The sequence below is a fragment of the Streptomyces sp. NPDC050560 genome (assembly GCF_044457285.1).
Taxonomy (GTDB): Bacteria; Actinomycetota; Actinomycetes; order Streptomycetales; family Streptomycetaceae; genus Streptomyces.
Window position 1 is genome coordinate 120,332 of the sequence record NZ_JBITGT010000001.1, and the last position, 22,582, is coordinate 142,913.

The 22,582-nt window shown below is 73.3% G+C and carries 16 protein-coding genes; 7 read left to right on the plus strand and 9 right to left on the minus strand.

Features of this window, described 5'->3' with window-relative positions:
• Positions 1-3: 3 nt before the first annotated feature.
• Positions 4-984, minus strand: a complete 981-nt coding sequence (iolC, locus tag ACIBIW_RS00555) for a 5-dehydro-2-deoxygluconokinase (RefSeq protein WP_399331855.1) — start codon at positions 982-984, stop codon at positions 4-6.
• 269 nt (positions 985-1,253) lie between these two features.
• On the opposite strand from iolC, the gene ACIBIW_RS00560 reads away from it, so the two are divergent.
• Entirely contained in the window at positions 1,254-2,153 is a 900-nt protein-coding gene (locus tag ACIBIW_RS00560; protein WP_399330346.1) for a sugar phosphate isomerase/epimerase family protein, read from the plus strand.
• A 202-nt stretch (positions 2,154-2,355) separates the two neighbouring features.
• Positions 2,356-2,973 carry a GNAT family N-acetyltransferase gene (locus ACIBIW_RS00565; protein WP_399330348.1) on the plus strand — a complete coding sequence of 206 codons (618 nt, stop codon included), beginning with the start codon at positions 2,356-2,358 and terminating at the stop codon, positions 2,971-2,973.
• Between the two features lie 173 nt (positions 2,974-3,146).
• Here ACIBIW_RS00565 and ACIBIW_RS00570 read toward each other — a convergent pair whose 3' ends face one another.
• Positions 3,147-4,181: a zinc-binding dehydrogenase gene (locus ACIBIW_RS00570; RefSeq protein WP_399330350.1), complete on the minus strand. Its 1,035-nt coding sequence runs from the start codon at positions 4,179-4,181 to the stop codon at positions 3,147-3,149.
• A gap of 188 nt (positions 4,182-4,369) precedes the next feature.
• Between ACIBIW_RS00570 and ACIBIW_RS00575 the strand changes: the two genes are divergently transcribed.
• Positions 4,370-4,609, plus strand: a complete 240-nt coding sequence (locus ACIBIW_RS00575; protein ID WP_399330352.1) for a heavy-metal-associated domain-containing protein — start codon at positions 4,370-4,372, stop codon at positions 4,607-4,609.
• An 86-nt stretch (positions 4,610-4,695) separates the two neighbouring features.
• Entirely contained in the window at positions 4,696-7,044 is a 2,349-nt protein-coding gene (locus ACIBIW_RS00580) for a heavy metal translocating P-type ATPase (RefSeq protein WP_399330354.1), read from the plus strand.
• 607 nt (positions 7,045-7,651) lie between these two features.
• Here ACIBIW_RS00580 and ACIBIW_RS00585 read toward each other — a convergent pair.
• Both ACIBIW_RS00585 and ACIBIW_RS00590 read right to left on the minus strand, forming a co-directional pair.
• Positions 7,652-8,962 carry a citrate synthase gene (locus ACIBIW_RS00585; protein ID WP_399330356.1) on the minus strand — a complete coding sequence of 437 codons (1,311 nt, stop codon included), beginning with the start codon at positions 8,960-8,962 and terminating at the stop codon, positions 7,652-7,654.
• A 341-nt stretch (positions 8,963-9,303) separates the two neighbouring features.
• Complete coding sequence (locus ACIBIW_RS00590) at positions 9,304-11,559, minus strand: ATP-dependent RecD-like DNA helicase (RefSeq protein ID WP_399330358.1); 2,256 nt, start codon at positions 11,557-11,559, stop codon at positions 9,304-9,306.
• A 577-nt stretch (positions 11,560-12,136) separates the two neighbouring features.
• Between ACIBIW_RS00590 and ACIBIW_RS00595 the strand changes: the two genes are divergently transcribed.
• A complete protein-coding gene (locus ACIBIW_RS00595) occupies positions 12,137-12,448 on the plus strand; it encodes a MiAMP1 family antimicrobial peptide (RefSeq protein ID WP_399330360.1) in 312 nt (103 codons plus the stop codon).
• 121 nt (positions 12,449-12,569) lie between these two features.
• Here ACIBIW_RS00595 and ACIBIW_RS00600 read toward each other — a convergent pair whose 3' ends face one another.
• The 3 genes from ACIBIW_RS00600 to ACIBIW_RS00610 all read right to left on the minus strand — a co-directional run bounded on the left by ACIBIW_RS00600 (position 12,570) and on the right by ACIBIW_RS00610 (position 15,806).
• Positions 12,570-13,403 carry a sugar phosphate isomerase/epimerase family protein gene (locus ACIBIW_RS00600; protein ID WP_399330362.1) on the minus strand — a complete coding sequence of 278 codons (834 nt, stop codon included), beginning with the start codon at positions 13,401-13,403 and terminating at the stop codon, positions 12,570-12,572.
• On the minus strand, positions 13,400-14,578 hold the full coding sequence (locus ACIBIW_RS00605) for a dihydrodipicolinate synthase family protein (RefSeq protein ID WP_399330364.1): 1,179 nt from the start codon (positions 14,576-14,578) through the stop codon (positions 13,400-13,402). Before ACIBIW_RS00605 ends, ACIBIW_RS00600 begins: the two co-directional genes overlap by 4 nt.
• A 73-nt stretch (positions 14,579-14,651) precedes the next feature.
• Positions 14,652-15,806, minus strand: a complete 1,155-nt coding sequence (locus tag ACIBIW_RS00610) for a Gfo/Idh/MocA family protein (RefSeq protein ID WP_399330366.1) — start codon at positions 15,804-15,806, stop codon at positions 14,652-14,654.
• 460 nt (positions 15,807-16,266) lie between these two features.
• Between ACIBIW_RS00610 and ACIBIW_RS00615 the strand changes: the two genes are divergently transcribed.
• Positions 16,267-17,310 (plus strand): LacI family DNA-binding transcriptional regulator, encoded by a 1,044-nt coding sequence (locus ACIBIW_RS00615; RefSeq protein WP_399330368.1) that lies wholly within the window; start codon positions 16,267-16,269, stop codon positions 17,308-17,310.
• Between the two features lie 302 nt (positions 17,311-17,612).
• Positions 17,613-18,611, plus strand: a complete 999-nt coding sequence (locus ACIBIW_RS00620; protein ID WP_399330370.1) for a class I SAM-dependent methyltransferase — start codon at positions 17,613-17,615, stop codon at positions 18,609-18,611.
• A 75-nt stretch (positions 18,612-18,686) separates the two neighbouring features.
• Here the strand turns inward: ACIBIW_RS00620 and ACIBIW_RS00625 are convergent, their stop codons facing one another.
• Complete coding sequence (locus ACIBIW_RS00625; RefSeq protein WP_399330372.1) at positions 18,687-20,261, minus strand: carboxylesterase/lipase family protein; 1,575 nt, start codon at positions 20,259-20,261, stop codon at positions 18,687-18,689.
• 310 nt (positions 20,262-20,571) lie between these two features.
• Positions 20,572-21,999: an alkaline phosphatase family protein gene (locus ACIBIW_RS00630; RefSeq protein ID WP_399330374.1), complete on the minus strand. Its 1,428-nt coding sequence runs from the start codon at positions 21,997-21,999 to the stop codon at positions 20,572-20,574.
• Positions 22,000-22,582 lie beyond the last annotated feature (583 nt).

Here is a 22,582-nt window from a genome sequence, read left to right on the forward strand (position 1 = left end):
CCGTCACCTGACCTCACCCGCCGCCACGGCGGCCGCCACCTCGGCGGCGTACGGCATCGCGGACGAGCACTCCAGGCGGCCCGCCACGATGGCGCCCGCCGCGTTCGCGTACCGCATGGTGTCCGCCAGGCTCCAGCCGGCGAGCAGCCCGTGGCAGAGCGCGCCGCCGAACGCGTCACCGGCGCCCAGGCCGTTGAGCACGTCCACGGGGAGCGGCGGCACCTCGGCGCGCTCGCCCGCGGCGTTCACCGCCAGGACGCCCCTGGGGCCCTGCTTCACGACGGCGAGTTCGACCCCGGCGGCGAGCAGCGCCTCGGCGGCCGCCGCGGGTTCGCGCGCCCCGGTGGCGACCTCGACCTCGGCGAGGTTGCCGACGGCGACGGTGGCGTGCCGCAGCGCCTGCTCGTAGTAGGGGCGGGCGCCCTCGGGGCCGAGTTCCGGCGCCTTCCAGGCGGGTTCGCCGGGGCGGAGCGCGGACTCGTCGTGCCAGAACATCGGGCGCCAGTCCAGGTCGAAGACGGTGGTGCCGCGGCGCGCGCGGTGTGCGAGTGCGGCGAGGGTGGCGCTCCTGCTCGGCTCCTCGCTGAGCCCGGTGCCCGTCATCCAGAAGATGCGGGCCGCGCGTACCGCGTCCAGGTCGAGTTCGCCCGAGTGGATCTCCAGGTCGGGGGCCTTGGGGCGGCGGTAGAAGTAGAGCGGGAAGTCGTCGGGCGGGAAGATCTCGCAGAAGGTGACGGGGGTGGGGAGGCCCGGCACGCCCGTCACCATGCGGTCGTCGACGCCGAAGCCGCGCAACTCGCGGTGCACATAGGTGCCGAAGGCGTCCTCGCCCGTCCTGCTGATCACCGCGGTGCGGCGGCCGAGCCGGGCGGCGGCCACCGCCACGTTGGTCGCGGAGCCGCCGAGGAACTTCCCGAAGCTCTCCACGTCCGCGAGCGGCACGCCCGCCCGCAGCGGGTACAGGTCGACCCCGATCCTGCCCATCGTGAGGACGTCGTACGGGTCCTGGGGGCCGGGGGGCGGCGCGTCCACCCGGCCGGTCGTACTGGCGTCTGGCACCTGTGCGTCCCCTCTCGAACCCGGCCCGTGGCGACGGGGCGGCGCGGCCACGCCGCCCGGTACCGCCGGAGGGCGGGCGGCCCGTCGCCGCCGTGTCCCAGGTCTATCCGCGTCCGCCACGGCTGTCAATGCTTTGTCCTGACATTCGGACCAGCTCTTGACACTGCTCGGCGGCCGCGAGAAAGCTTTCGGACATGACGACGCTGTCCCGCATCAGGATCGGCTCCGCCCCCGACTCCTGGGGTGTGTGGTTTCCCGAGGACCCGCGGCAGGTCCCCTGGGAACGCTTTCTCGACGAGGTCTCAGGATCGGGCTACGACTGGATCGAACTCGGCCCGTACGGCTATCTGCCGACCGACCCGGCCGTCCTGCGCGGCGAGACCGGGCGGCGCGGTCTGAGCGTGTCGGCGGGCACCGTGTTCACCGGGCTGCACCGCGGGCCCGCCGTGTGGGACGCCACCTGGGAGCACGTCGCGTCGGTGGCCCGGCTGACGCAGGCCATGGGCGCGCGGCACCTGGTGGTCATCCCGTCGTTCTGGCGCGACGACAAGACCGGCCGCATCGTCGAGGACCGCACCCTCACCGCCGAGCAGTGGCGCCACCTGGCGGCCGGGACGGAACGGCTCGGGCGCGAGGTGCGCGACCGCTTCGGGCTGCGCGTCGTGGTGCACCCGCACGCGGACACCCATATCGACACCGAGGAGAACGTGACCCGTTTCCTCGACGCCACCGACCCCGAACTGGTCTCGCTCTGCCTGGACACGGGGCACTACGCGTACTGCGGCGGGGACAGCCTGAAGCTGATCGAGACCTATGGCGAACGCCTCGGCTATCTGCACCTCAAGCAGGTGGACCCGGACATCCTGGCCGGGGTGCGCGCGCAGGGCACGCCGTTCGGGGAGGCGGTGGCGCGCGGGGTGATGGTCGAACCGCCCACCGGCGTGCCGGAGCTGGCGCCGGTCCTCACGGCGGCCCAGCGCCTCGACGTCGACCTGTTCGCGATCGTGGAGCAGGACATGTACCCCTGCGAGCCCGACAGGCCACGCCCCATCGCGGAGCGCACACGCGCGTTCCTGCGCTCCTGCGGGGCGTGAACTCCCGCGCGTACGCGCGAACGCGCCGGGCGTGAGCCCCCGCGGCGGCGGGGCGCGAACTCCGGCGTGTGCGGGCCCGCGGGGGCGCGGGGTGCGCGGGGTGGGCGGGCGCGTGGGGGGGCGTGCGTGTGGAGGTGCGGGGTGTCCTGGGGCGGCCGAAACCGGGTTGCCGCGGGCCGTACGGTGTGCCGAGAATCCCGGCATGCCAGCCGAGCCCGCCGCGCCCCTGTCCGGATTCGCCGTCAAGCCGGTGCTGACCGGCGCGAAGGCCGTACTGCGGCCGTTCACGGAGGCCGACGCCGAGGCGATGGCCGCGATCATCGAGGACCCGGAGGTGACCCGCTTCACGGGTCCCGCCGGTGTCCGCTTCACCCTCGACAGGCTGCGCGCCTGGTACGGCTCGCGCGGCGCGCGTGACGACCGTCTCGACCTGGCGGTGACCGACCGGGTGAGCGGCGAAGTGGTCGGCGAGAGCGTGCTGTTCGAGTGGAGCGAGCCCGACAGGAGCTGTCTGCTGCGCATCCTGCTCGGCCCCGGCGGCCGGGACCGCGGCCTGGGCACGGAGACCCTCAGGCTGACCCTGGCGCACGCCTTCGGACCGCTGGGCCTGAACCGCGTCGCCCTCGGCGTGCACGCCGACAATCCGCGCGCGATACGGGTCTACGAGCGGGTCGGCTTCGTCCGCGAGGGCGTGGCACGGCAGGCGGTGCTCAAGGACGGCGGCGCGGTGGACGAGATCATGATGGCCGTCCTCGCCGAGGAGTGGCGAGCGCACGGCGGACATCCCGGGAGACGCCCCGACGGGACTGCCACGCTCTGAACCGGCCGCGCCCCACCTCGGGCGACCCCGGATTCGCCCCCCAGCCCCAACCCCAACCCCGGCAGCCCCGGCGCCCGCGCCGGTAGCGCGCGCCCCGCACCGAGCCGCACGCCGCCTTCACGCCTCCACGCCCTCACACCCTCACGCCCTCACACCCTCACGCCCTCACGCCCTCACGCCCAAGGCTCGATGACCGTCACCCCCGGCGTGGGCGCGGTGCCCATGGCCGCCAGTGCCGCCGGTGCCTCGTCGAGCCGCAGGGTGCCGGTGACGAGGCGGTCGGGGCGCAGGGTGCCGGCCGCGATCATGGCGAGCATCGCGGGATAGGCGTGGGCGGGCATGCCGTGGCTGCCGTACAGCTCAAGTTCGAGGGCGACGGCGCGGCCCATCGGCAGCGCGGGGTCCTCCGGCAGCAGCCCCACCTGGACATGGCGGCCGCGGCGGCGCAGGCTCCGCAGCGAGGCGGCGGCGGTGGCGCCCGAGCCCAGCGCGTCCAGGGAGACATGGGCGCCGCCGCCGGTCGCCTCCCGTACCGCCGCAGCGGGATCGGCCGTCCCGCGCGCGTCCACGACCGCCTCGGCGCCGCACTCGCGCGCCAGCCGCAGCGCCCCGGGCGCCACGTCCACGGCGACCACCCGGGCACCGGCCGCAGCCGCGACCATCACGGCCGACAGGCCGACACCGCCGCAGCCGTGCACCGCGACCCACTCCCCCGGCGCCGCCCGCCCCCGGTCGACCACCGCGCGGAACGCCGTGGCGAAGCGGCAGCCGAGCCCGGCGGCCGTCGCATGGGCCATGTCGTCGGGCAGCGGCACCAGGTTGACGTCGGCGTGCTCAAGCGCGACGTACTGCGCGAAGGAGCCCCAGTGGGTGAAGCCCGGCTGGGTCTGGCGCTCGCAGACCTGCTGCTCGCCCGCGGCGCAGGCCGAGCAGCCGCCGCAGGCGCAGACGAACGGCACCGTGACCCGGTCCCCCGCCCTGTGCAGCGCCACCCCGGCGCCGACGGACTCGACCACGCCCGCGAGTTCGTGCCCCGGCACGTGCGGCAGCGTGATCCCGTCGTCGTGGCCCTGCCAGCCGTGCCAGTCGCTGCGGCAGAGCCCGGTGGCCTCCACCCGCACCACGACACCCCCGGGCGAGGGCTCCGGGTCCGTCACCTCACGCACCCGCGCGGGACCCCCGAACCGCTCGAACACCACTGCCCGCATCTCCGCCTCGCTCCCCGCCGGTACCCCACGGACCGCCACCCTGCTTGGATTGATACCCCCTAGGGGTATAAACTCGGAGAGAGCGGAGCAGGGGCGCGCAGTCTCGGCTCCCCCATGAGCCCGTGTACCACCGTCACCACCGTCGAAGCCCCCAGTCTCCATCCCCGAGTTCTTCCGAGGAGAACGACATGACGACCAACAGCGACACCTCAGCCGCCGTCACCGCGGTCTACCAGGTCACCGGCATGTCCTGCGGCCACTGCGAGGGCGCGGTCTCCGGCGAGATCGCGGAGCTGCCCGGGGTGGCCTCCGTCAAGGCGGAGGCGGCCAGCGGCCGGGTCACCGTGGTCTCCGCAGCCCCCCTCGACGACGACGCGGTACGTGCCGCCGTGGACGAGGCGGGCTTCACGCTCGCGGGCCGGGCCTGACCCGGGGCCCCGTCGGCGGGCCGCACGCGCGGGTGCGCACGGCCCGCCCGCCGCAGGCAGTTGACGATCCGCGACTGGAGCCAGAGATGACCAGCAGCGCACCCCCGGCGGTCCCCGCCGGGCGCACGTCCGAGGTCCAGCTCAGCATCGGCGGCATGACCTGCGCCTCCTGCGCGGCCCGCGTCGAGAAGAAGCTGAACCGCATGGCGGGCGTCACCGCCACGGTCAACTTCGCCACCGAGAAGGCGAAGGTCAGCTACCCCGAGGGGGTAGCGGTCGCCGATCTCATCGCCACCGTGGTGAAAACCGGCTACACCGCGGCCGAGCCGCCCCCGCCCGAGCCCGCCCCCGCCGACACGGCGGCCGACGCGGGACGCGAGGCCGGGGGGCGGCGCGCGGACGGCGCGTCCGCCGGCGCCCGGGAGGCGCAGGACGCCGAGACCGCCTCGCTGCGCGAGCGGCTGCTGTGGTCGGCGGTGCTGTCGGTCCCCGTCGTCCTGCTGTCGATGGCCCCGACGCTCCAGTTCGACAACTGGCAGTGGCTCTCGCTCACCCTCGCGGCCCCCGTCGTCGTCTGGGGCGGGCTGCCGTTTCACCGCGCCGCGTTCACGAACGCCCGCCACGGCGCCGCCACCATGGACACCCTGATCTCCGTGGGCACTCTCGCGGCCTTCCTGTGGTCGCTGTGGGCGCTCTTCTTCGGCGACGCGGGCATGCCGGGCATGCGGCATCCCTTCGAGTTCATCGCGTCCCGCGAGGACAGCGCCTCCGCTCTCTATCTGGAGGTCTCCGCGGGCGTCGTGACGCTCATCCTGCTCGGCCGCTATCTGGAGGCGCGCGCCAAGCGTCGCGCGGGCGCCGCCCTGCGGGCCCTGCTGGAACTCGGCGCCAAGGACGTCACGGTGCTGCGCCCTGGCCCCGAAGGACCCACGGAGGTACGGATTCCGGTGGGGCGGCTCGCGGTCGGCGACCGGTTCCTTGTACGGCCCGGGGAGAAGATCGCCACCGACGGCACCGTCATGGAGGGCACCTCCGCGGTCGACGCGTCCATGCTCACCGGCGAGTCGGTGCCCGTGGACGTCGGCGCGGGGGACGCGGTGGCGGGCGCGAGCGTCAACGCCGGGGGGCGTCTCGTGGTGGAGGCCACCCGGGTAGGCTCCGACACCCAGCTCGCCAGGATGGCCCGGCTCGTCGAGGACGCCCAGAACGGCAAGGCGCGCGTACAGCGGCTCGCGGACCGGGTGTCCGCGGTGTTCGTGCCGGTGGTGCTGGTCATCGCGGTCGGCACGCTCGTCGGCTGGCTGCTCGCCACCGGGGACGCGGCGGCGGCGTTCACGGCCGCGGTGGCCGTGCTGATCATCGCCTGCCCGTGCGCGCTCGGCCTCGCCACCCCGACCGCGCTGCTGGTCGGTACGGGGCGCGGCGCCCAGCTCGGCATCCTCATCAAGGGCCCCGAGGTGCTGGAGTCCACCCGCCGTGTCGACACGGTGGTCCTGGACAAGACCGGCACGGTGACCACGGGCCGGATGGCGCTGCGGGACGTGTACCCGGCAGGGGCCGCGGGAGAGGCCGGGGGCGCCGTGGACGAGAAGCTGCTGCTGCGGCTCGCCGGGGCGCTGGAGAACGCGTCGGAGCACCCGGTGGCGCGCGCGGTGGCGGCGGGCGCCGAGGCGCGCGCGGGCGCGCTGCCGGTCCCCTCGCACTTCGAGAACGTGCCGGGGCTCGGGGTGCGCGGCACCGTCGAGGGGCACTCCGTACTCGTCGGCAGGGAGGGGCTGCTGACGGCGGCGGGCATCGAGCCGCCCGCCGCCCTGGAGGCCGCGCGGGACGCGGCGCGGGCCGAGGGGCACACCGCGGTCCTGGTCGCCTGGGACGGGGCCGCACGGGGCGTGCTCACGGTCTCCGACACCGTCAGGGAGACCAGCGCGCGGGCCGTGGCCGAGCTGCGCGCCCTGGGGCTCACCCCGGTGCTGCTGACCGGGGACCACAGGGCGGTCGCCGAGTCCGTCGCCCGGGCCGTCGGCATCGACGAGGTGATCGCGGAGGTGCTCCCCGAGGACAAGGTGGCCGTCGTCGAGCGGCTGCGGAAGGAGGGCAGGACGGTGGCGATGGTGGGCGACGGGGTCAACGACGCCGCCGCGCTGGCCACCGCCGACCTCGGGCTCGCCATGGGCACGGGCACCGACGCCGCCATCGAGGCGGGCGACCTGACGCTGGTACGCGGTGACCTGCGGGTGGCGGCGGACGCGATCCGGCTCTCGCGCAGGACGCTGACCACCATCAAGGGGAACCTGGGCTGGGCCTTCGGCTACAACGTGGCCGCGCTGCCGCTGGCCGCCGCCGGACTGCTCAATCCGATGATCGCCGGGGCCGCAATGGCTTTTTCCTCGGTTTTTGTCGTAAGCAACAGTCTGCGGCTACGTCGCTTCACGTAAGTTGTGTCACTACGAGGGGGCAACTTCTTCACAGCTCTTCACAGAGTGACTGCAACATCCTTACGCTTGACCCCCGGTCCCGAGATCGGGGGTCTTGCACCGCGGAGAGACGCGTGCAGGAGACGCAGATCACACTGGTCTGAGCGTAACCATGGAGGGGACTCGCGAGTCTAAGTAGACGATGCACGAGCGTCTTGGGGGGCGTTTCGGGCATTGGCGGGGGTGTCTTGGGGGACATTCCCGAGGTTGTGAGGCCGGGGCACGTGCGTCGGGGAGCTTGAGCGGCCCTCCCGTCCGTACGCGTCCCGGCAGCCCCAGAGACCAGTGGCGTCACCCATGAACGCCCGGCCGGATCCCGTGGGGGGAATCCGCACCGGGACAAAGGAAAGCGCCCCGCAGGTCGGCCCGTGGGGGGACCGGCAGCGGGGCGCTTTCCGCTTTCTCCGACCTGCGCGCCACCCGCCGCCCGGCCAACGCACAACGGCCCCGGCCGAAGGTCGATGCTCTCGCCCCCGGCCGAAGGCCGCTTGACTCACTCCGCGCCGCCGGCCTGCACCGGCGGCGCGCTCTGCTGCGAAATATCGGAAGGCGGCCGGGGCCGCCCCGGTCAGCGCTGCTCCACGGGCACGAAGTCCCGCTCGACGACGCCCGTGTAGATCTGCCGCGGACGCCCGATGCGCGAACCCGGCTCCTTGATCATCTCGTGCCACTGGGCGATCCAGCCCGGGAGCCTGCCCAGCGCGAACAGCACGGTGAACATCTCCGTGGGGAAGCCCATCGCGCGGTAGATCAGACCCGTGTAGAAGTCCACGTTCGGGTAGAGCTTGCGCTCGACGAAGTAGCTGTCCGCGAGGGCGTGCTCCTCCAGCTTGAGCGCGATGTCCAGCAGCTCGTCGGACTTGCCGAGCGCCGAGAGGACGTCGTGCGCCGCCGCCTTGATGATCTTCGCCCGGGGGTCGAAGTTCTTGTAGACGCGGTGCCCGAAGCCCATGAGCTTCACGCCGTCTTCCTTGTTCTTCACCTTGCGGATGAAGGAGTCGACGTCGCCGCCCGCGGCCTGGATGCCCTCCAGCATCTCCAGCACCGACTGGTTGGCGCCGCCGTGCAGCGGGCCCCACAGCGCGGAGATGCCCGCCGAGATCGACGCGAACATGTTCGCCTGCGAGGAGCCCACCAGGCGCACCGTCGAGGTCGAACAGTTCTGCTCGTGGTCCGCGTGCAGGATCAGCAGCTTGTCGAGCGCCGAGACCACGACCGGGTCGAGCTCGTAGTCGGCAGCGGGCACCGAGAACGTCATGCGCAGGAAGTTCTCGACGTAGCCGAGGTCGTTGCGCGGGTAGACCACCGGCTGGCCCACGGACTTCTTGTAGGCGTACGCGGCGATCGTCGGAAGCTTGGCGAGCAGCCTGATCGTGGAGAGGTTGCGCTGCCGCTCGTCGAAGGGGTTGTGGCTGTCCTGGTAGAACGTGGACAGGGCGCTGACCACCGACGACAGCATCGCCATCGGGTGGGCGTCGCGCGGGAAGCCGTCATAGAAGCGCTTGACGTCCTCGTGCAGCAGGGTGTGCTGGGTGATCTCGTCGCGGAACTCGGCGAGCTGGTCCACCGTGGGCAGTTCCCCGTTGATCAGCAGGTACGCCACCTCCACGAACGTGGAGCCCTCGGCGAGCTGCTCGATGGGATAGCCGCGGTAGCGCAGGATGCCCTGCTCACCGTCGAGGTAGGTGATGCCCGACTGGTACGCGGCGGTGTTGCCATAGCCGCTGTCCAGGGTCACCAGACCGGTCTGAGCACGGAGCTTGCCGATGTCGAAGCCCGAGTCGCCGACGGTGCTGTCGACCACCGGGTAGGTGTACTCGCCGTCGCCGTACCGCAGTACTACTGCGCTGTCGCGTTTGTCGCTCACGTCTTTCCTCACCGACGTAGTGCCTCATCTTCGAGGTGCCCTGACTGCCCTGACTGCTTCTACCATCCCCCATTTGGCGCAAGAGAGTGCACTCGGGGTCGGCCGTTGGGCATTTTGGCGGCACTCAGTGCCGCCATCCTGTTCATCCTGCCCCCTTCGCCCGGGTTCCGGAAGGGCCTTGTGAGCTTTGAGACTCGTTTGATCGATCAAATATAAGATCATGATCATGCGCAAAGGGCTCACAATGAGCCAAATGCGCAGCCAACGCCCAGTGTCCTTGCCCCCGGCGCGGACGGCCAACCGGAACGGGCGGCGCCCACCACCGCCCGCCCGCACCCGCCGCGCATGGCCCCTCAGAGCCGGATCGCGCCCCCGGATATCCCGGAGGAGCCCCCGGATATCCCGGAGGTCCCCGAGATCCGGTGGTCGAGCGCCGTGCAGCGGCGGCCCGCCGACACCGTGCGCACCGCCTGCCCCAGCGCCCGTCGTGAGCCCACCAGCACCACGAGCCGCTTGGCCCTGGTGACCGCCGTGTACAGGAGGTTGCGCTGGAGCATCATCCAGGCGCTCGTGGTCACCGGGATCACCACCGCCGGGTACTCGCTGCCCTGGGAGCGGTGGATGGTGACGGCGTAGGCGTGGGACAGCTCGTCCAGCTCGTCGAAGTCGTAGGGGATCTCCTCGTCCTCGTCGGTGCGCACGGTCAGGCACTGCTCGTCCTGGTCGAGGGCGGTGACGACGCCGACGGTGCCGTTGAAGACGCCGTTGGCGCCCTTCTCGTAGTTGTTGCGGATCTGGGTGACCTTGTCGCCGACCCGGAAGACCCGGCCGCCGAAGCGCTTCTCCGGAAGGTCGGGGCGGCCGGGGGTGATGGCCTGCTGGAGCAGTCCGTTGAGCGCGCCCGCGCCCGCGGGCCCCCGGTGCATCGGCGCCAGGACCTGCACGTCCCGGCGCGGGTCGAGGCCGAACTTGGCCGGAATCCGATGGGCGGCGACATCCACGGTCAGCCGCCCGGCCGCCTCCGTGTCGTCCTCGGCGAACAGGAAGAAGTCGGCGAGGCCCTGGGTGAGCGGCGGGGCGCCCGAGTTGATCCGGTGGGCGTTGGTGACGACGCCCGACTGCTGCGCCTGGCGGAAGATCCGGGTGAGCCGCACCGCGGGCACCGGGCTGCCCTCGCTCAGCAGGTCCCGCAGCACCTCGCCCGCGCCGACGCTCGGCAGTTGGTCGACGTCCCCGACGAGGAGCAGGTGGGCGCCCTCGGGCACCGCCTTCACCAGCTTGTTGGCGAGGAGGAGGTCGAGCATCGAGGACTCGTCGACCACCACGAGGTCGGCGTCGAGGGGCCGGTCGCGGTCGTAGGCGGCGTCCCCGCCCGGTTTGAGTTCGAGCAGCCGGTGCACCGTGGACGCCTCCGCGCCGGTCAGCTCGGCCAGCCGCTTCGCCGCGCGCCCGGTCGGCGCCGCGAGGACGACCTTGGCGCGCTTGGCCCTGGCCAGCTCGACGACGGAGCGGACCGTGAAGGACTTGCCGCAGCCGGGGCCGCCGGTCAGCACGGCCACCCTGCTGGTGAGCGCGAGCCGTACCGCCTGCTCCTGCTCCGGGGCCAGGTCGGCGCCCGTGCGGTCGGCGAGCCAGGCGAGTGCCTTGTCCCAGGCGACGTCCTGGAAGGCGGGAAGGCGCTCGTCCGCCGTGCGCAGCAGCCGCAGCAGGGCGCCGGAGAGCGACAGCTCGGCGCGGTGGAAGGGCACCAGGTAGACGGCGCTGACGGGCTCGCCCTCGGGTCCCGGCACCCGCTCGCGCACGACCCCCTCCTCCTCGGCGGCCAGCGCGTCGAGGCACTCGATGACGAGGCCGGTGTCGACCTGGAGCAGCTTCACCGCGTCCGCGATCAGTTGCTCCTCCGGCAGGAAGCAGTGGCCCTGGTCGGTGGACTGGGAGAGCGCGTACTGAAGGCCCGCCTTGACGCGCTCGGGGCTGTCGTGCGGGATGCCCACGGACTGGGCGATGCGGTCGGCGGTCAGGAACCCGATGCCCCAGACGTCGGCGGCGAGGCGGTACGGCTCCGCCTTGACCACGCCGATGGACTCGTCGCCGTACTTCTTGTAGATGCGCACGGCGATGGAGGTGGACACCTCCACGGTCTGGAGGAAGAGCATGACCTCCTTGATCGCCTTCTGCTCCTCCCAGGCGGCCGCGATCTTCTTGGTGCGCTTCGGGCCGAGCCCCGGCACCTCGATCAGCCGGGCCGGCTCCTCCTCGATGATGCGCAGGGTGTCGGTGCCGAAGTGGCGGGTGATGCGGTCGGCGAAGACCGGGCCGATGCCCTTGACGAGCCCGGAGCCGAGGTAGCGGCGCATGCCCTGGACGGTGGCGGGCAGCACCGTCGTGTAGTTCTCCACCGTGAACTGGCGGCCGTACTGCGGGTGGGAGCCCCAGCGGCCCTCCATCCGCAGCGACTCGCCGACCTGGGCGCCGAGCAGCGCGCCGACGACCGTGAGCAGGTCGCCGGCGCCGCGGCCGGTGTCGACGCGGGCGACCGTGTACCCGTTCTCCTCATTGGCGTAGGTGATCCGCTCAAGGACCCCCTCCACCACCGCCAGACTGGTCATGGGCCCGACGCTACCGCCGCCGTACGACATCCGGGGCGGCGCACCCGAATCTGTGGATACCCGCGGTAACAGCCCTCCGCGCGCCCCGTTCGGGGGCGTCGCGCCGCCGGTCGCACGGCCCCGGCCGGCGACATCCGGCCGTCGAAGGACGATCCGACAATCGGGGGCACGCGCGGTCGCGGACGGGGCCCGCGCGCCGATGAGATGCCCGGCACGCCCGCGCCGCCCGTCGCGTCTCTTCGCTTTCCCCGCTCCCGTACCGGGGTTGGCCGCTTCCTGACGGTTCCTGATCGTCCGGCGGTCGCACCCGGTCGTACGGGCCGCGGCGAACCATGACCAGAAGGCCGCTTCAACGGGCCCCGGGCAGTGGGCAGGATGACACCCGGCCCGCTCGGCGGCGCGACGGACACACCGTCACGAAAGGCCAGGTCCGTGCCCGTTCCACGGATCGGCCGACCGTCCGGCCGCCACCCCGCCGCCCTGTCCCGTCCCGGCTCGAATCCCGGCTCGAAGTCCCCCTCCTGGCGCCCCGCCGACCGGAAGCGCCCCGTCCCGACGCCACTTCTGGAGGCACCGCATGCTCAAGAGGATCGCCACCGTCGCCGCCGCCCTCACCGCCCTGCTGGGCATCGGCGCGGGCACCGCGCTCGCCTCGACCTTCGTCGCCTACGAGGGGGACCACTTCACGGGCCGCCAGCAGGTCGTCAGGGCCTGCGGGGTGTCGAACATCACCTACCACGGCTCCTACAAGTGGTACTCGGACGGCCAGAGCGGCCGGATGTTCAACACCCCCAACGCACAGGGCTCCGCCGTGTTCACGCTGGCGAGCAACCGCAACGCCGAGCAGCTCACCGGCTTCGGCTGGCGCAGCATCGACATCATCTGCTGACCGGTCCAGGACCCGGGGACGGTGGACGTCCGCCCCCGGGTGCCCCCGGGACGCCAGGCTCCGGCGTCCCGGGGGCACGTACGCCCGGCCGGGCGGCGAGGCGGTTCATCCCACGTGCGGTTCACCCCACGTGTGCGGTGAACCGCCTCGCCGTCTCGGTCAGCAGCTCACGCCCGTCGCCCGCCCACAGGCCGTCGTTGAACAGCTCGACCTCGACGGGGCCCCGGTACCCGGCGGCCGCCACGCGCGCGTCCCACGCGCGCATGTCGATACAGCCGTCCCCGATCTGGCCCCGGCCGTTGAGGACGCCCGCGGGCAGCGGGGTGATCCAGTCCGCGAGCTGGAAGGTGCAGATGCGCCCGCCCGCACCGGCCCGCTCGACCTGTGCGGGAGCCGCGTCGTCCCACCAGATGTGGTACGTGTCCACGCACACCCCGACCTGCTCGGCGGGGAAGTGCTCGGCGATGTCGAGCGCCTGGGCGAGCGTGGAGACCACACAGCGGTCGGACGCGAACATCGGGTGCAGCGGCTCGACCGCGAGCCGCACACCGCGCTCGGCCGCGTACGGGGCGAGTTCGCCGAGCGCGTCCACGATCCTGAGGCGCGCGCCCACCAGGTCACCGCTGCCCTCCGGCAGGCCACCGGAGACCAGCACGAGCACACCGGTGCCGAGCGCCGCCGCCTCGTCGATGGCGGCGCGGTTGTCGTCCAGGGCGGTGGCGCGGCCCGCCGGTTCCGCGGCGGTGAGGAACCCGCCGCGGCACAGCGTCGTCACCGCGAGCCCCGCACCGCGCACCAGGCCGGCCGCGGCCTTGAGCCCGTACGCGCGCACGGGCTCGCGCCACAGGCCGACGCCGCGCACCCCGAGCGCCGTGCACGCGTCGACGAGTTCGGGGAGCGACAACTGCTTCACGGTCATCTGGTTGATGCTGAAGCGGGGGTCGGCGGCGCTCATGCGGGGACTCCGTACAGGGACAGCAGGGACGCCATGCGCGCCTCCGCGAGCTGGGGGTCGGGGAACAGGCCGAGGCCGTCGGCGAGTTCGTACGCGCGCGCGAGGTGCGGCAGCGAGCGTGCCGACTGGAGGCCCCCGACCATCGCGAAGTGGTCCTGGTGCCCGGCGAGCCAGGCAAGGAACACCACGCCCGTCTTGTAGAAGCGGGTGGGCGCCTCGAACAGGTGGCGGGACAGCTCGACGGTGGGGTCGAGCACCTTCCTGAAGCCGTCGCGGTCTTCGGGGGCTTCCTGGCCCCCCGCGTCCAACACCCGCACCGCGCGCGCCGCGAGCGGCCCCAGCGGGTCGAAGATGCCGAGCAGCGCATGGCTGAAGCCCTGCTCGTCGCCCGCGATGAGGCTGGGGTAGTTGAAGTCGTCGCCCGTGTAGCAGCGCACCCCGTCGGGCAGCCGCCGCCGCACTCCGATCTCCCGGTCCGCGTCGAGCAGGGACATCTTGATCCCGTCGACCTTGTCCGGGTGCTCGGCGATGACCCGCAGGAACGTCTCGGTGGCGGCGTCCAGGTCGGCGCTGCCCCAGTAGCCGTCGAGCGCGGGGTCGAACATCGGGCCGAGCCAGTGCAGGATCACCGGGCGGTCGGCCTGGCGCAGCAGGTGGCCGTACAGCTCCTGGTAGTCCTCGGGGCCGCGCGCGGCGGCGGCGAGCGCCCGTGAGGCCATCAGGATGGCCTGTGCGCCGCTGTCCTGGACGAGGGCGAGCTGCTCCTCGTAGGCCGCGCGGACCGCGTCGAGACCGGCGCCGTGCGCGGGCAGTTGGTCGGTGCCGACACCGCAGGCGATCGGCGCGCCCTCGGCCCTGGCCTCGGCGGCCGAGCGGCGGATCAGCTCGGCGGCGCCCGGCCAGTCGAGGCCCATGCCGCGCTGCGCGGTGTCCATGGCCTCCGCCACGCCGAGGCCCTGCGCCCACAGGTGGCGGCGGAAGGCGAGCGTGGCGTCCCAGTCGACGGCGGCCGGGCCTTCGGGGCTGGTGTCGGCGTACGGGTCGGCGACGACATGGGCGGCGGCGAAGACGGTGCGCGAGACGAGCGGGCCGCCGCAGGACGCGGCGGCGGGCGGCGCCTCGCGGGGGGTGTGCGCGCGCAGGGCGCCCGACGCGTCGGGAAGTCGGAGGGTCACGGGGTGGCTCCCTGGGTCGAGGGCGCGGGCCCTGGGCGGCCGCCACGGGCCGCGGCGGCGGTGGGCGGGGGGATCACTGCACGTCCAGCTCGGGGACGTCGAGACGGCGCCCCTCGGCGGCGGACTTCAGGCCAAGCTCGGCGAGCTGCACGCCGCGCGCCCCCGCCACCAGGTCCCAGCGGTAGGGGGCGTCCGCGTACACATGCCGCAGGAACAGCTCCCACTGCGCCTTGAAGCCGTTGTCGAACTCGGTGTTGTCGGGCACCTCCTGCCACTGCTCGCGGAACGCGTGCGTGGCGGGCAGGTCCGGGTTCCACACCGGCTTGGGGGTGGCGCTGCGGTGCTGCACACGGCAGCGGCGAAGACCGGCCACGGCGGAGCCCTCGGTGCCGTCGACCTGGAACTCCACCAGCTCGTCCCGGTTGACCCTGACCGCCCAGGAGGAGTTGATCTGGGCGATCGCGCCGCCCTCCAGCTCGAAGATGCCGTACGCGGAGTCGTCGGCGGTGGCCTCGTAGCCCTCGCCGTGCTCGTCCCAGCGGCGCGGGATATGGGTCGCCGCGAGTGCCTGCACGGTCTTGACCCGGCCGAACAGCTCGTGCATGACGTACTCCCAGTGCGGGAACATGTCCACGACGATGCCGCCGCCGTCCTCCTTGCGGTAGTTCCAGGACGGGCGCTGTGCCTCCTGCCAGTCGCCCTCGAAAACCCAGTAGCCGAACTCGCCGCGCACCGACAGGATGCGGCCGAAGAAGCCGCCGTCGATCAGCCGCTTGAGCTTCAGCAGTCCCGGCAGGAACAGCTTGTCCTGTACGACGCCGTGCCTGATCCCGGCCTCCCTGGCGAGCCGCGCCAGGTCGAGGGCGCCCGCGAGGCCGGTGGCGACGGGCTTCTCCGTGTAGATGTGCTTGCCCGCCGCGATGGCCTTCTTGATGGCCTCCTCGCGGGCGGCCGTGACCTGGGCGTCGAAGTAGATGTCGAGGCCGGGGTCGGCGAGCACCGCGTCCAGGTCCGTGCTCCAGTGCTCAAGACCGTGCTTCTCGGCGAGCGCCCTGAGCGCGTGCTCCCTGCGGCCGACGAGCACGGGCTCGGGCCACAGCACCGTGCCGTCGCCGAGGTCGAGGCCGCCCTGCTCGCGCAGCGCGAGCAGCGAGCGGACCAGATGCTGGCGGTAGCCCATCCGCCCGGTCACGCCGTTCATGGCGATTCGCACCGTCTTGCGTGTCACGGCTTTCCCTCCATACGGCCGCCCGGGCCCGGGTTCTTGGCGCCCGAGCCGCGCCGCCGGTATCGTAGCAAGCGCTTTCTATCCCCGGAGAAGCTAGCCTCTGCACGGGTTGTGGGGCAAGGGCGGGTCCGAGGGGTGAGCGGCGGTGCCCGCGTGTCTCTCCGGTGCGGCGAGTGGCATACGCGCGTGTGCCCGACGGGCGGCGGACGGGGCGGCCGGGCGTGGGACGTGGTGGGACGTGGGATGGCGGCCTGTGTGTGGTGGGAGACGCGGTCCTACGGCGCCGGGGCCGGGCGCGGCAGATGGGGTGGGTGGTGCGGCGACGCCTGGGGGACGACGCCCGGCGGACGGGGCGGATGGGACGACGCGTGTGTGGGAGACGCCGTCTGCGGGACTGGCGTGGGTGCGGGACGACGTGTGTGCGGGACGACGTGTGTGCGACGACGTGGAGGACGACCAGATGACCGTGACCCTGGCGGACGTGGCGGAGCGCGCCCAGGTGTCGCCCGCGACCGTCTCGCGCGTGCTGAACGGCAACTACCCGGTGGCGGCCGCGACCAGGGAGCGCGTGCTGCGCGCGGTGGACGAACTCGACTATGTGCTGAACGGCCCCGCGAGCGCGCTCGCCGCCGCCACCTCCGACCTGGTCGGCATCCTCGTCAACGACATCGCGGACCCGTTCTTCGGGATCATGGCGGGCGCGGTGCAGTCGGAGCTGGGCGGACCCGGGGCGCGCGCGGGCGGCGAGCGGATGGCGGTGGTGTGCAACACCGGCGGCTCGCCCGAGCGCGAGCTGACGTATCTGACGCTGCTGCAACGCCAGCGCGCCGCGGCCGTGGTCATCACGGGCGGCGCCCTGGAGAACCCGGAGCATTTGGCGGCCCTCGGGGGCAAGCTGCGGCGGCTGCGCGACGCGGGCACGCGCGTGGTGCTGTGCGGCAGGCCCCCGATGCCCGACACCGGCGCGGTCGCGCTGACCTTCGACAACCGCGGCGGCGGACAGCGCCTCACGGAACACCTCCTCGGCCTCGGGCACCGCAGAGTGGCCTACATCGCGGGTCCCGAGGACCGCACGACCACCCGGCACCGGCTCGAAGGCCACCGCGCGGCGCTGGCGGCGCTCGGGGTGCCCGACGACCCCGCGCTGGTCCTGCACGGCCCCTACGACCGCCGCTCCGGCTATGACGCGACCCTGGAACTGCTGCGCAGGGACCCGGGCATCACGGCGGTGGTCGCCGCGAACGACACCGTGGCGCTCGGCGCCTGCGCGGCGCTGCGGGACCGGGGGGTCACGATCCCCGGCGCGGTCTCGGTGGCCGGCTTCGACGACCTGCCCTTCAGCGTCGACGCGGTGCCCGCGCTGACCACCGTCCGCCTCCCGCTCCAGTCGGCGGGCGCCCGCGCGGGCCGTATCGCCGTGGGCCGCGACCCGGAGCCGCCGGGCGGGATCGCCACCATCCAGGGGGAGCTGATGGTACGGGGGTCCACGGGGGCGGCGGCCTGAGCGGCGGGCGGCCGAGGGGGCACGGCGGGGGCGTACGGCGGCGGTCATAACGCGCGCGGTACGGGCCAGGGTGCCGGGGGCCCGTGCCTGCCTCGTCGCACCTGCCGCACCGGACCCGCCGGGGCCGTACCTGCCGAGCCGTGCCTGCCGGGTCGCACCGCGCGTCGTGCCTCAGGAGCCGTGTGGCGGGGGCATGTCTTGCCGATACGGCAAGCTCTCTTGGCGCCCCGGGGGCCGGGAACGCACGGTGGGAGCCGTTCGTCACCACCCCCCGCAGACGGGGGCAGCGGAAGGGCAGCGGCATGGCTGATCAGCACGTTCACGGAACCGAGCCGCGCGCGCGGCGCGCGGGGCACGACAGCACGGCACCGGGGCAGGGACACCCGGAGCAGCGGCACGGGGAGGATGGCGAGCACGCGGGGCACGCGACACACGCGGGACACGCGCACGGTCATGCGCACGCGGACCTCGACTGGGCGGCGATGGGCCCGGTGCTTGAGCGGAGCGCCGCAGTATACGCCCCCGTCTACCGGCGGATCGCGGCGTGGCTCGGCGAGACGGTGCCCGCTCCGCGTCTGGTCGCGGACGTGGGCAGCGGTCCAGGCGTGGTGACCTGTCTGCTGGCCGAGCACTTCCCCGGGGCGCGCGCGGTGGCGGTGGACGGGGAGGGCGAACTGCTCACACGCGCGCGTGAGCGTGCGGCGCGGCTCGGCCTCTCGGAGCGGGTGGACACCCTCACGGCGCAGTTGCCCGGCGGCCTGGAGACGCTGGGCCCGGTGGACCTGACATGGGCCGGGCGCTCCCTGCACCACGTCGGCGACCAGCTCGCGGCGATCAGGGCGCTCGCGGCCCGGACGGCGCCTGGCGGCGTACTCGCGCTGCTGGAGGGCGGGCTGCCGTCGCGCTGTCTGCCGCGCGACACCGGGGTGGGCCGTCCCGGCCTCGAAAGCCGCCTCGACGCGGCGGAGCAGGAGCTGTTCAGCGCGATGCGCGCGGAGCTGCCCGGCGCCCTGGCGGTGCGCGAGGACTGGCCCGCGCTGCTGCGCGAGGCGGGGTTCTCGCGGACGGCGACCCGTACGTTCCTGCTCGACCTCCCTGCGCCGCTCGACGACGAGACGCGCGCGTATGTGACCGACGAGTTCCAGCGCCGCCGCGACGGCCTCGCCCCCGCCCTGGCCCCCGAGGACGCCGCCGCGCTCGACCGGCTCCTCGACCCGGAGTCCCCGGACGGGCTGGCGAGGCGCGAGGACGTGTACGTACTGGCCGCGCAGACGGTGCACGTGGGCGTCAAGGAGGGCTGAGCCGACGGGGGCGGTGGTGCCCCGCGGCGCCACCGCCCCGCCCTCAGGGGAGCGGTGCGGCCTGGCGTGTGCCCGTCAGCCCTTGACGTCCTGCCAGAAGTCGCAGTGGTGCTCGGCGGCCACGTCCACCGGCCGCACCTTCGCGGGCGCGAGGGAGAGCGCCTGTCCCCCGGCGGCCAGCTTCGGGCTCCACTCCCCCGCCGTGGACTTCGGCTTGCCGGTGTGGGCGAAGGAGCTCCAGTACGCGATCATGTCCTTCGAGAGGGTGTGCTGGGCGTCACCGCGCAGCAGGTCCTTGCCCAGGAGGTCGAACAGGTAGGGCATGTCGGTGGCGTGGGTGGCCCCCAGCGGGACGCCCGCGGACGCGAGCTGGTTGACGTCGGGGGCGTCGGGGTCCGCGAACTCGTAGGCGTACACGGTGGTGTGCCGCGCCAGTTCCCGGTTGGCCCGCTCGGTCGGGCAGGACCATGAGGAGTCCGTCACGACGGCGGCCCAGGCGAGCGCGGCCGAGTCGAAGCGGGACAGCGGATAGGTCTCCGCGACCCGCTTGGCGTCCTGCTTCCCGAAAGCCGCCGCCAGCAGGCGCGGATACGTCCTCGCGGTCACCGCGTGCGGGTCGGCCGCCACGGCTCCGGCGACGAACGAACGGGCCTCGTTCGCGGTGCCGCCCGAGATGACCGGCACCTTCGCGACGTCCCCCTTGGCGAGCGCGGTCGCGGGGTCGACCGGCAGCAGCGGCGTCGCGTAGGAGAGGTGGTCGGAGAACGCCTGGCCGAGAGCGACGATCTTCTCCGTGGGCAGCTTGCGCAGGCAGGCGAGCCTGTCGTCGCCGGTGCAGCCGAGCTTCTTGGCGGCGGCCGCGCTCTCGGCCCTGTTCTTGGCCAAGGCGATGTAGGGGGTCTGGGGCGGCGTGCCGGGGAACAGCGCGCCGGTGGGCCAGTCGAGCGCGCAGGAGCCGGACATGACGGCGGCCTTGTCGACGAGGCCGCGGGCCTCGGGCGCGGTCAGCAGCGCACAGGTGGACATCCCGCCCGCGGACTGGCCGAACACGGTGATGTTGTCCGCGTCGCCGCCGAAGCCGCCCGCGTTGCGCTTCGCCCACCGCAGGCTCTCGATCTGGTCGGCGAGGCCGAAGGTGCCCGCGCCCTTGAGGCCGTCGAGGCCGTAGTAGCCGAAGGCGCCAAGACGGTAGTTGGCGGTGACCACCATGACCCGGCCCTGGTCCGCCAGCCGCTGGGCGTCGTACTCGGAGCCCGCCCCGCTGGTGTAGCCGCCGCCGTGCCACCACACCATGACGGGCAGCTTCTCGCCCTTCTTGGTGTCGCGCGGCGTGGTGACGTCGAGGAACAGGCAGTCCTCGGAGCCGGACGTCTTCGACCCTGCCGCCTGGGCGCAGCCCGGGCCCGCCTTCGTGGCCTGGCGCACCCCCTTGGGCGCCGTGGCGGCGCGTGGCAGGGTCCAGCGGCGGTCACCGGTCGGCGCCTGCGCGTACCGGATGCCGCGGAAGACACGCGCGTGGTCCGTGGTGCTCCCCCGGTAGGTCCCGGTGGACGTGGTGACCGTGTCCGGGGCCATGGAGCCGGAGTCCGCGGCGTCCGGGGAGTCCTTCCCGCCCGAGCACCCGGCAGCCGACAGGACAAGCGCGGTCACGGCCGCCAAGGACAGACGCCATCCCGGGCGTCGTGGTGTCTTCATCACAGCTTCCTTCCTGCTCAGCTCAGAACACTGAACCGTCCCCCGTGCACGTCCGCATCAACCGAACGGCCGACGGAAGTCGGCCGATGGGAGGGCACAAGAGCCTCGTCTACCCCACGTCAGTCACCCCTAAGGGCGCGCTCGCGCGGCGGGAGGGAGGGGGTCCACGCGCACCGCAGGGGCTGGACGCCGGACGGGCCCCGGAGGGTGGCTCCGGGGCCCGGCGGGGGTGGGGGTGCGGCGCGGGCCGTGGGCCCGGCGCCGGTCAGGTGTGCGGGCGGTCGCCCGGCTCCTGGACCGGGGGCTTCTGGCCGGTGGAAGGGAGCGGGGGCTTCGGCAGCGTCTCCACGTCGTGCTGGGCCTGTTCGAGCTGCTCGGCGGTGTCGTCGGGCAGCTCGGGCGACTGCGGCGCGGCGGTGGAGAACCGGAACGCGGACGTCAGGTCGCCGAAGGTGTCACGGCGCCAGGCAGACACGTTCGGCTCCGCCACGCCCGTGAACTGCTCAAGGAACTGCAAGACCGAGGTGTGGTCGAACGACTCGCTCGCCACCCAGCCGCCGACGGTCCAGGGCGACACGATGATCGCGGGCACCCGGAAACCGCCGCCGATCGGCAGCCCGCTGACGTACTCGTCCGCGGTGCCCGCGGGCGCCGTCGGCGGCACGACATGGTCGAACAGCCCGTCATTCTCGTCGTAATTGAGGATGAACGCGGTCTTGGCCCACACCTCGGGGTTGGAGGCGATGGCCTCCAGCTTCTGCGCGACGAAGTCGGCTCCGGCCGCGGGCAGGTAGTCGGGGTGCTCCGACTGGGGCCCGGTCGGGATGATCCAGGAGACCGCGGGCAGCCGGTCGTTGCGCGCGTCGTCCTCGAAGGTGCCCTCGGGCTGCGGGCGCACCCCGCGCTCGTACAGTTCGTCGCCGGGCTCGGAGTCCTTGAAGGTCTGGAAGTTCTCCAGCATGTTGCAGCCGTAGTCGTCCTCCTGCTGGTACACCTTCCAACTGATGCCCGCGGCCTGGAGGCGCTCGGCGTAGGTGGTCCAGCGGTAGGGCGAGGGGGCGGTGTTGCTGATGACGGGGCCGCCCTGGCGGCCGCCCGGATCGATGGAACCGGTCATCCAGTAGAGCCGGTTGGGCCAGGTGGGGCCCATGACCGAGCAGAAGTAATTGTCGCAGAGGGTGAAGTTCTCGGCGAGGGCGAACTGGAACGGGATGTCGTCCCTGGTGTGGTAGCCCATGACATACGGGCCGTTGGCGCCGTCGGCCTTGCGGTGCGCGGGCAGCCAACTGTCCATCGCGCCGTCGTTCCACGCCTCGTGCTGCACGGCCCAGGCGTGGCTGGTCGAGGGGATGGCCTGGGCGCTGCTGGTGTGGGTGTTGAGGCGGAAGGGGAGGGTGTAGCCCTCCGGGTTCTCCGCGTCGGGCTGGTAGAAGACGGAGCGGCCGTTCGGGAGCTTCAGCGCGTCGGGGTCGCCGAAGCCGCGCACACCGGAGAGCGTGCCGAAGTAGTGGTCGAACGAACGGTTCTCCTGCATCAGCAGAACGACGTGCTCGACGTCCCGCAGCGAGCCGTCGGCCGCGGGCCCGGCCGCCACCGCCTTCTGCACGCTCGGCGGCAGCAGCGAGAGCGCCGCCGCGCCGCCCAGCGCTCCGGCGGCCGATCCGAGGAGCCTGCGTCGAGTCAACTCGGCCATGGGTGTCCTTCCTGAGGTCTTCCGAGTGGGGGAGGCTCCGGGGTCGCACGAGGCCGGGGCCGCGCGTCACTCTTCAGGCGGCAGATGAGGACCGACGCCAGACGGGGATGAACATGCCAACAACAGGCGGCGCCGAGTTGGCCAAGCCTTGACCCGCCTCACCTGCGCGTTGACCGGACGTGTCCCGCCGTTGTCCCACGAGCGCCACCGCCGCCCGACGCCCCGGCACCGCCCGGCAGCGCGGGCCCGGCAGCGCGGACACGCCCGGTCGGCGACCCGAACCGCCCGCCCGCACACCGGAGTACGGCCGCCACACACCCGCCCACCGGGGCCGCCCGCGTCGACGGCCCGCCGGACCACCCGCGTCAACCACCCACCGGGACCACCGCGGAACCACCACCGGGGCCGCCCGCCGAGGCCGGTCGCCGTGTGTCCGCGTCCGGCGACGGCCACCGTCGCCACACCGGCCCCGTGAACCCCGAGAGCCCCAGGAACCGCACCTGTTGGTACGCGCCCCGGCAGCAGGATCGGAGCACCCCCACCCGCCCCTCCCCGAAACTCACCCTTTCGGGGCTGTCTCCAC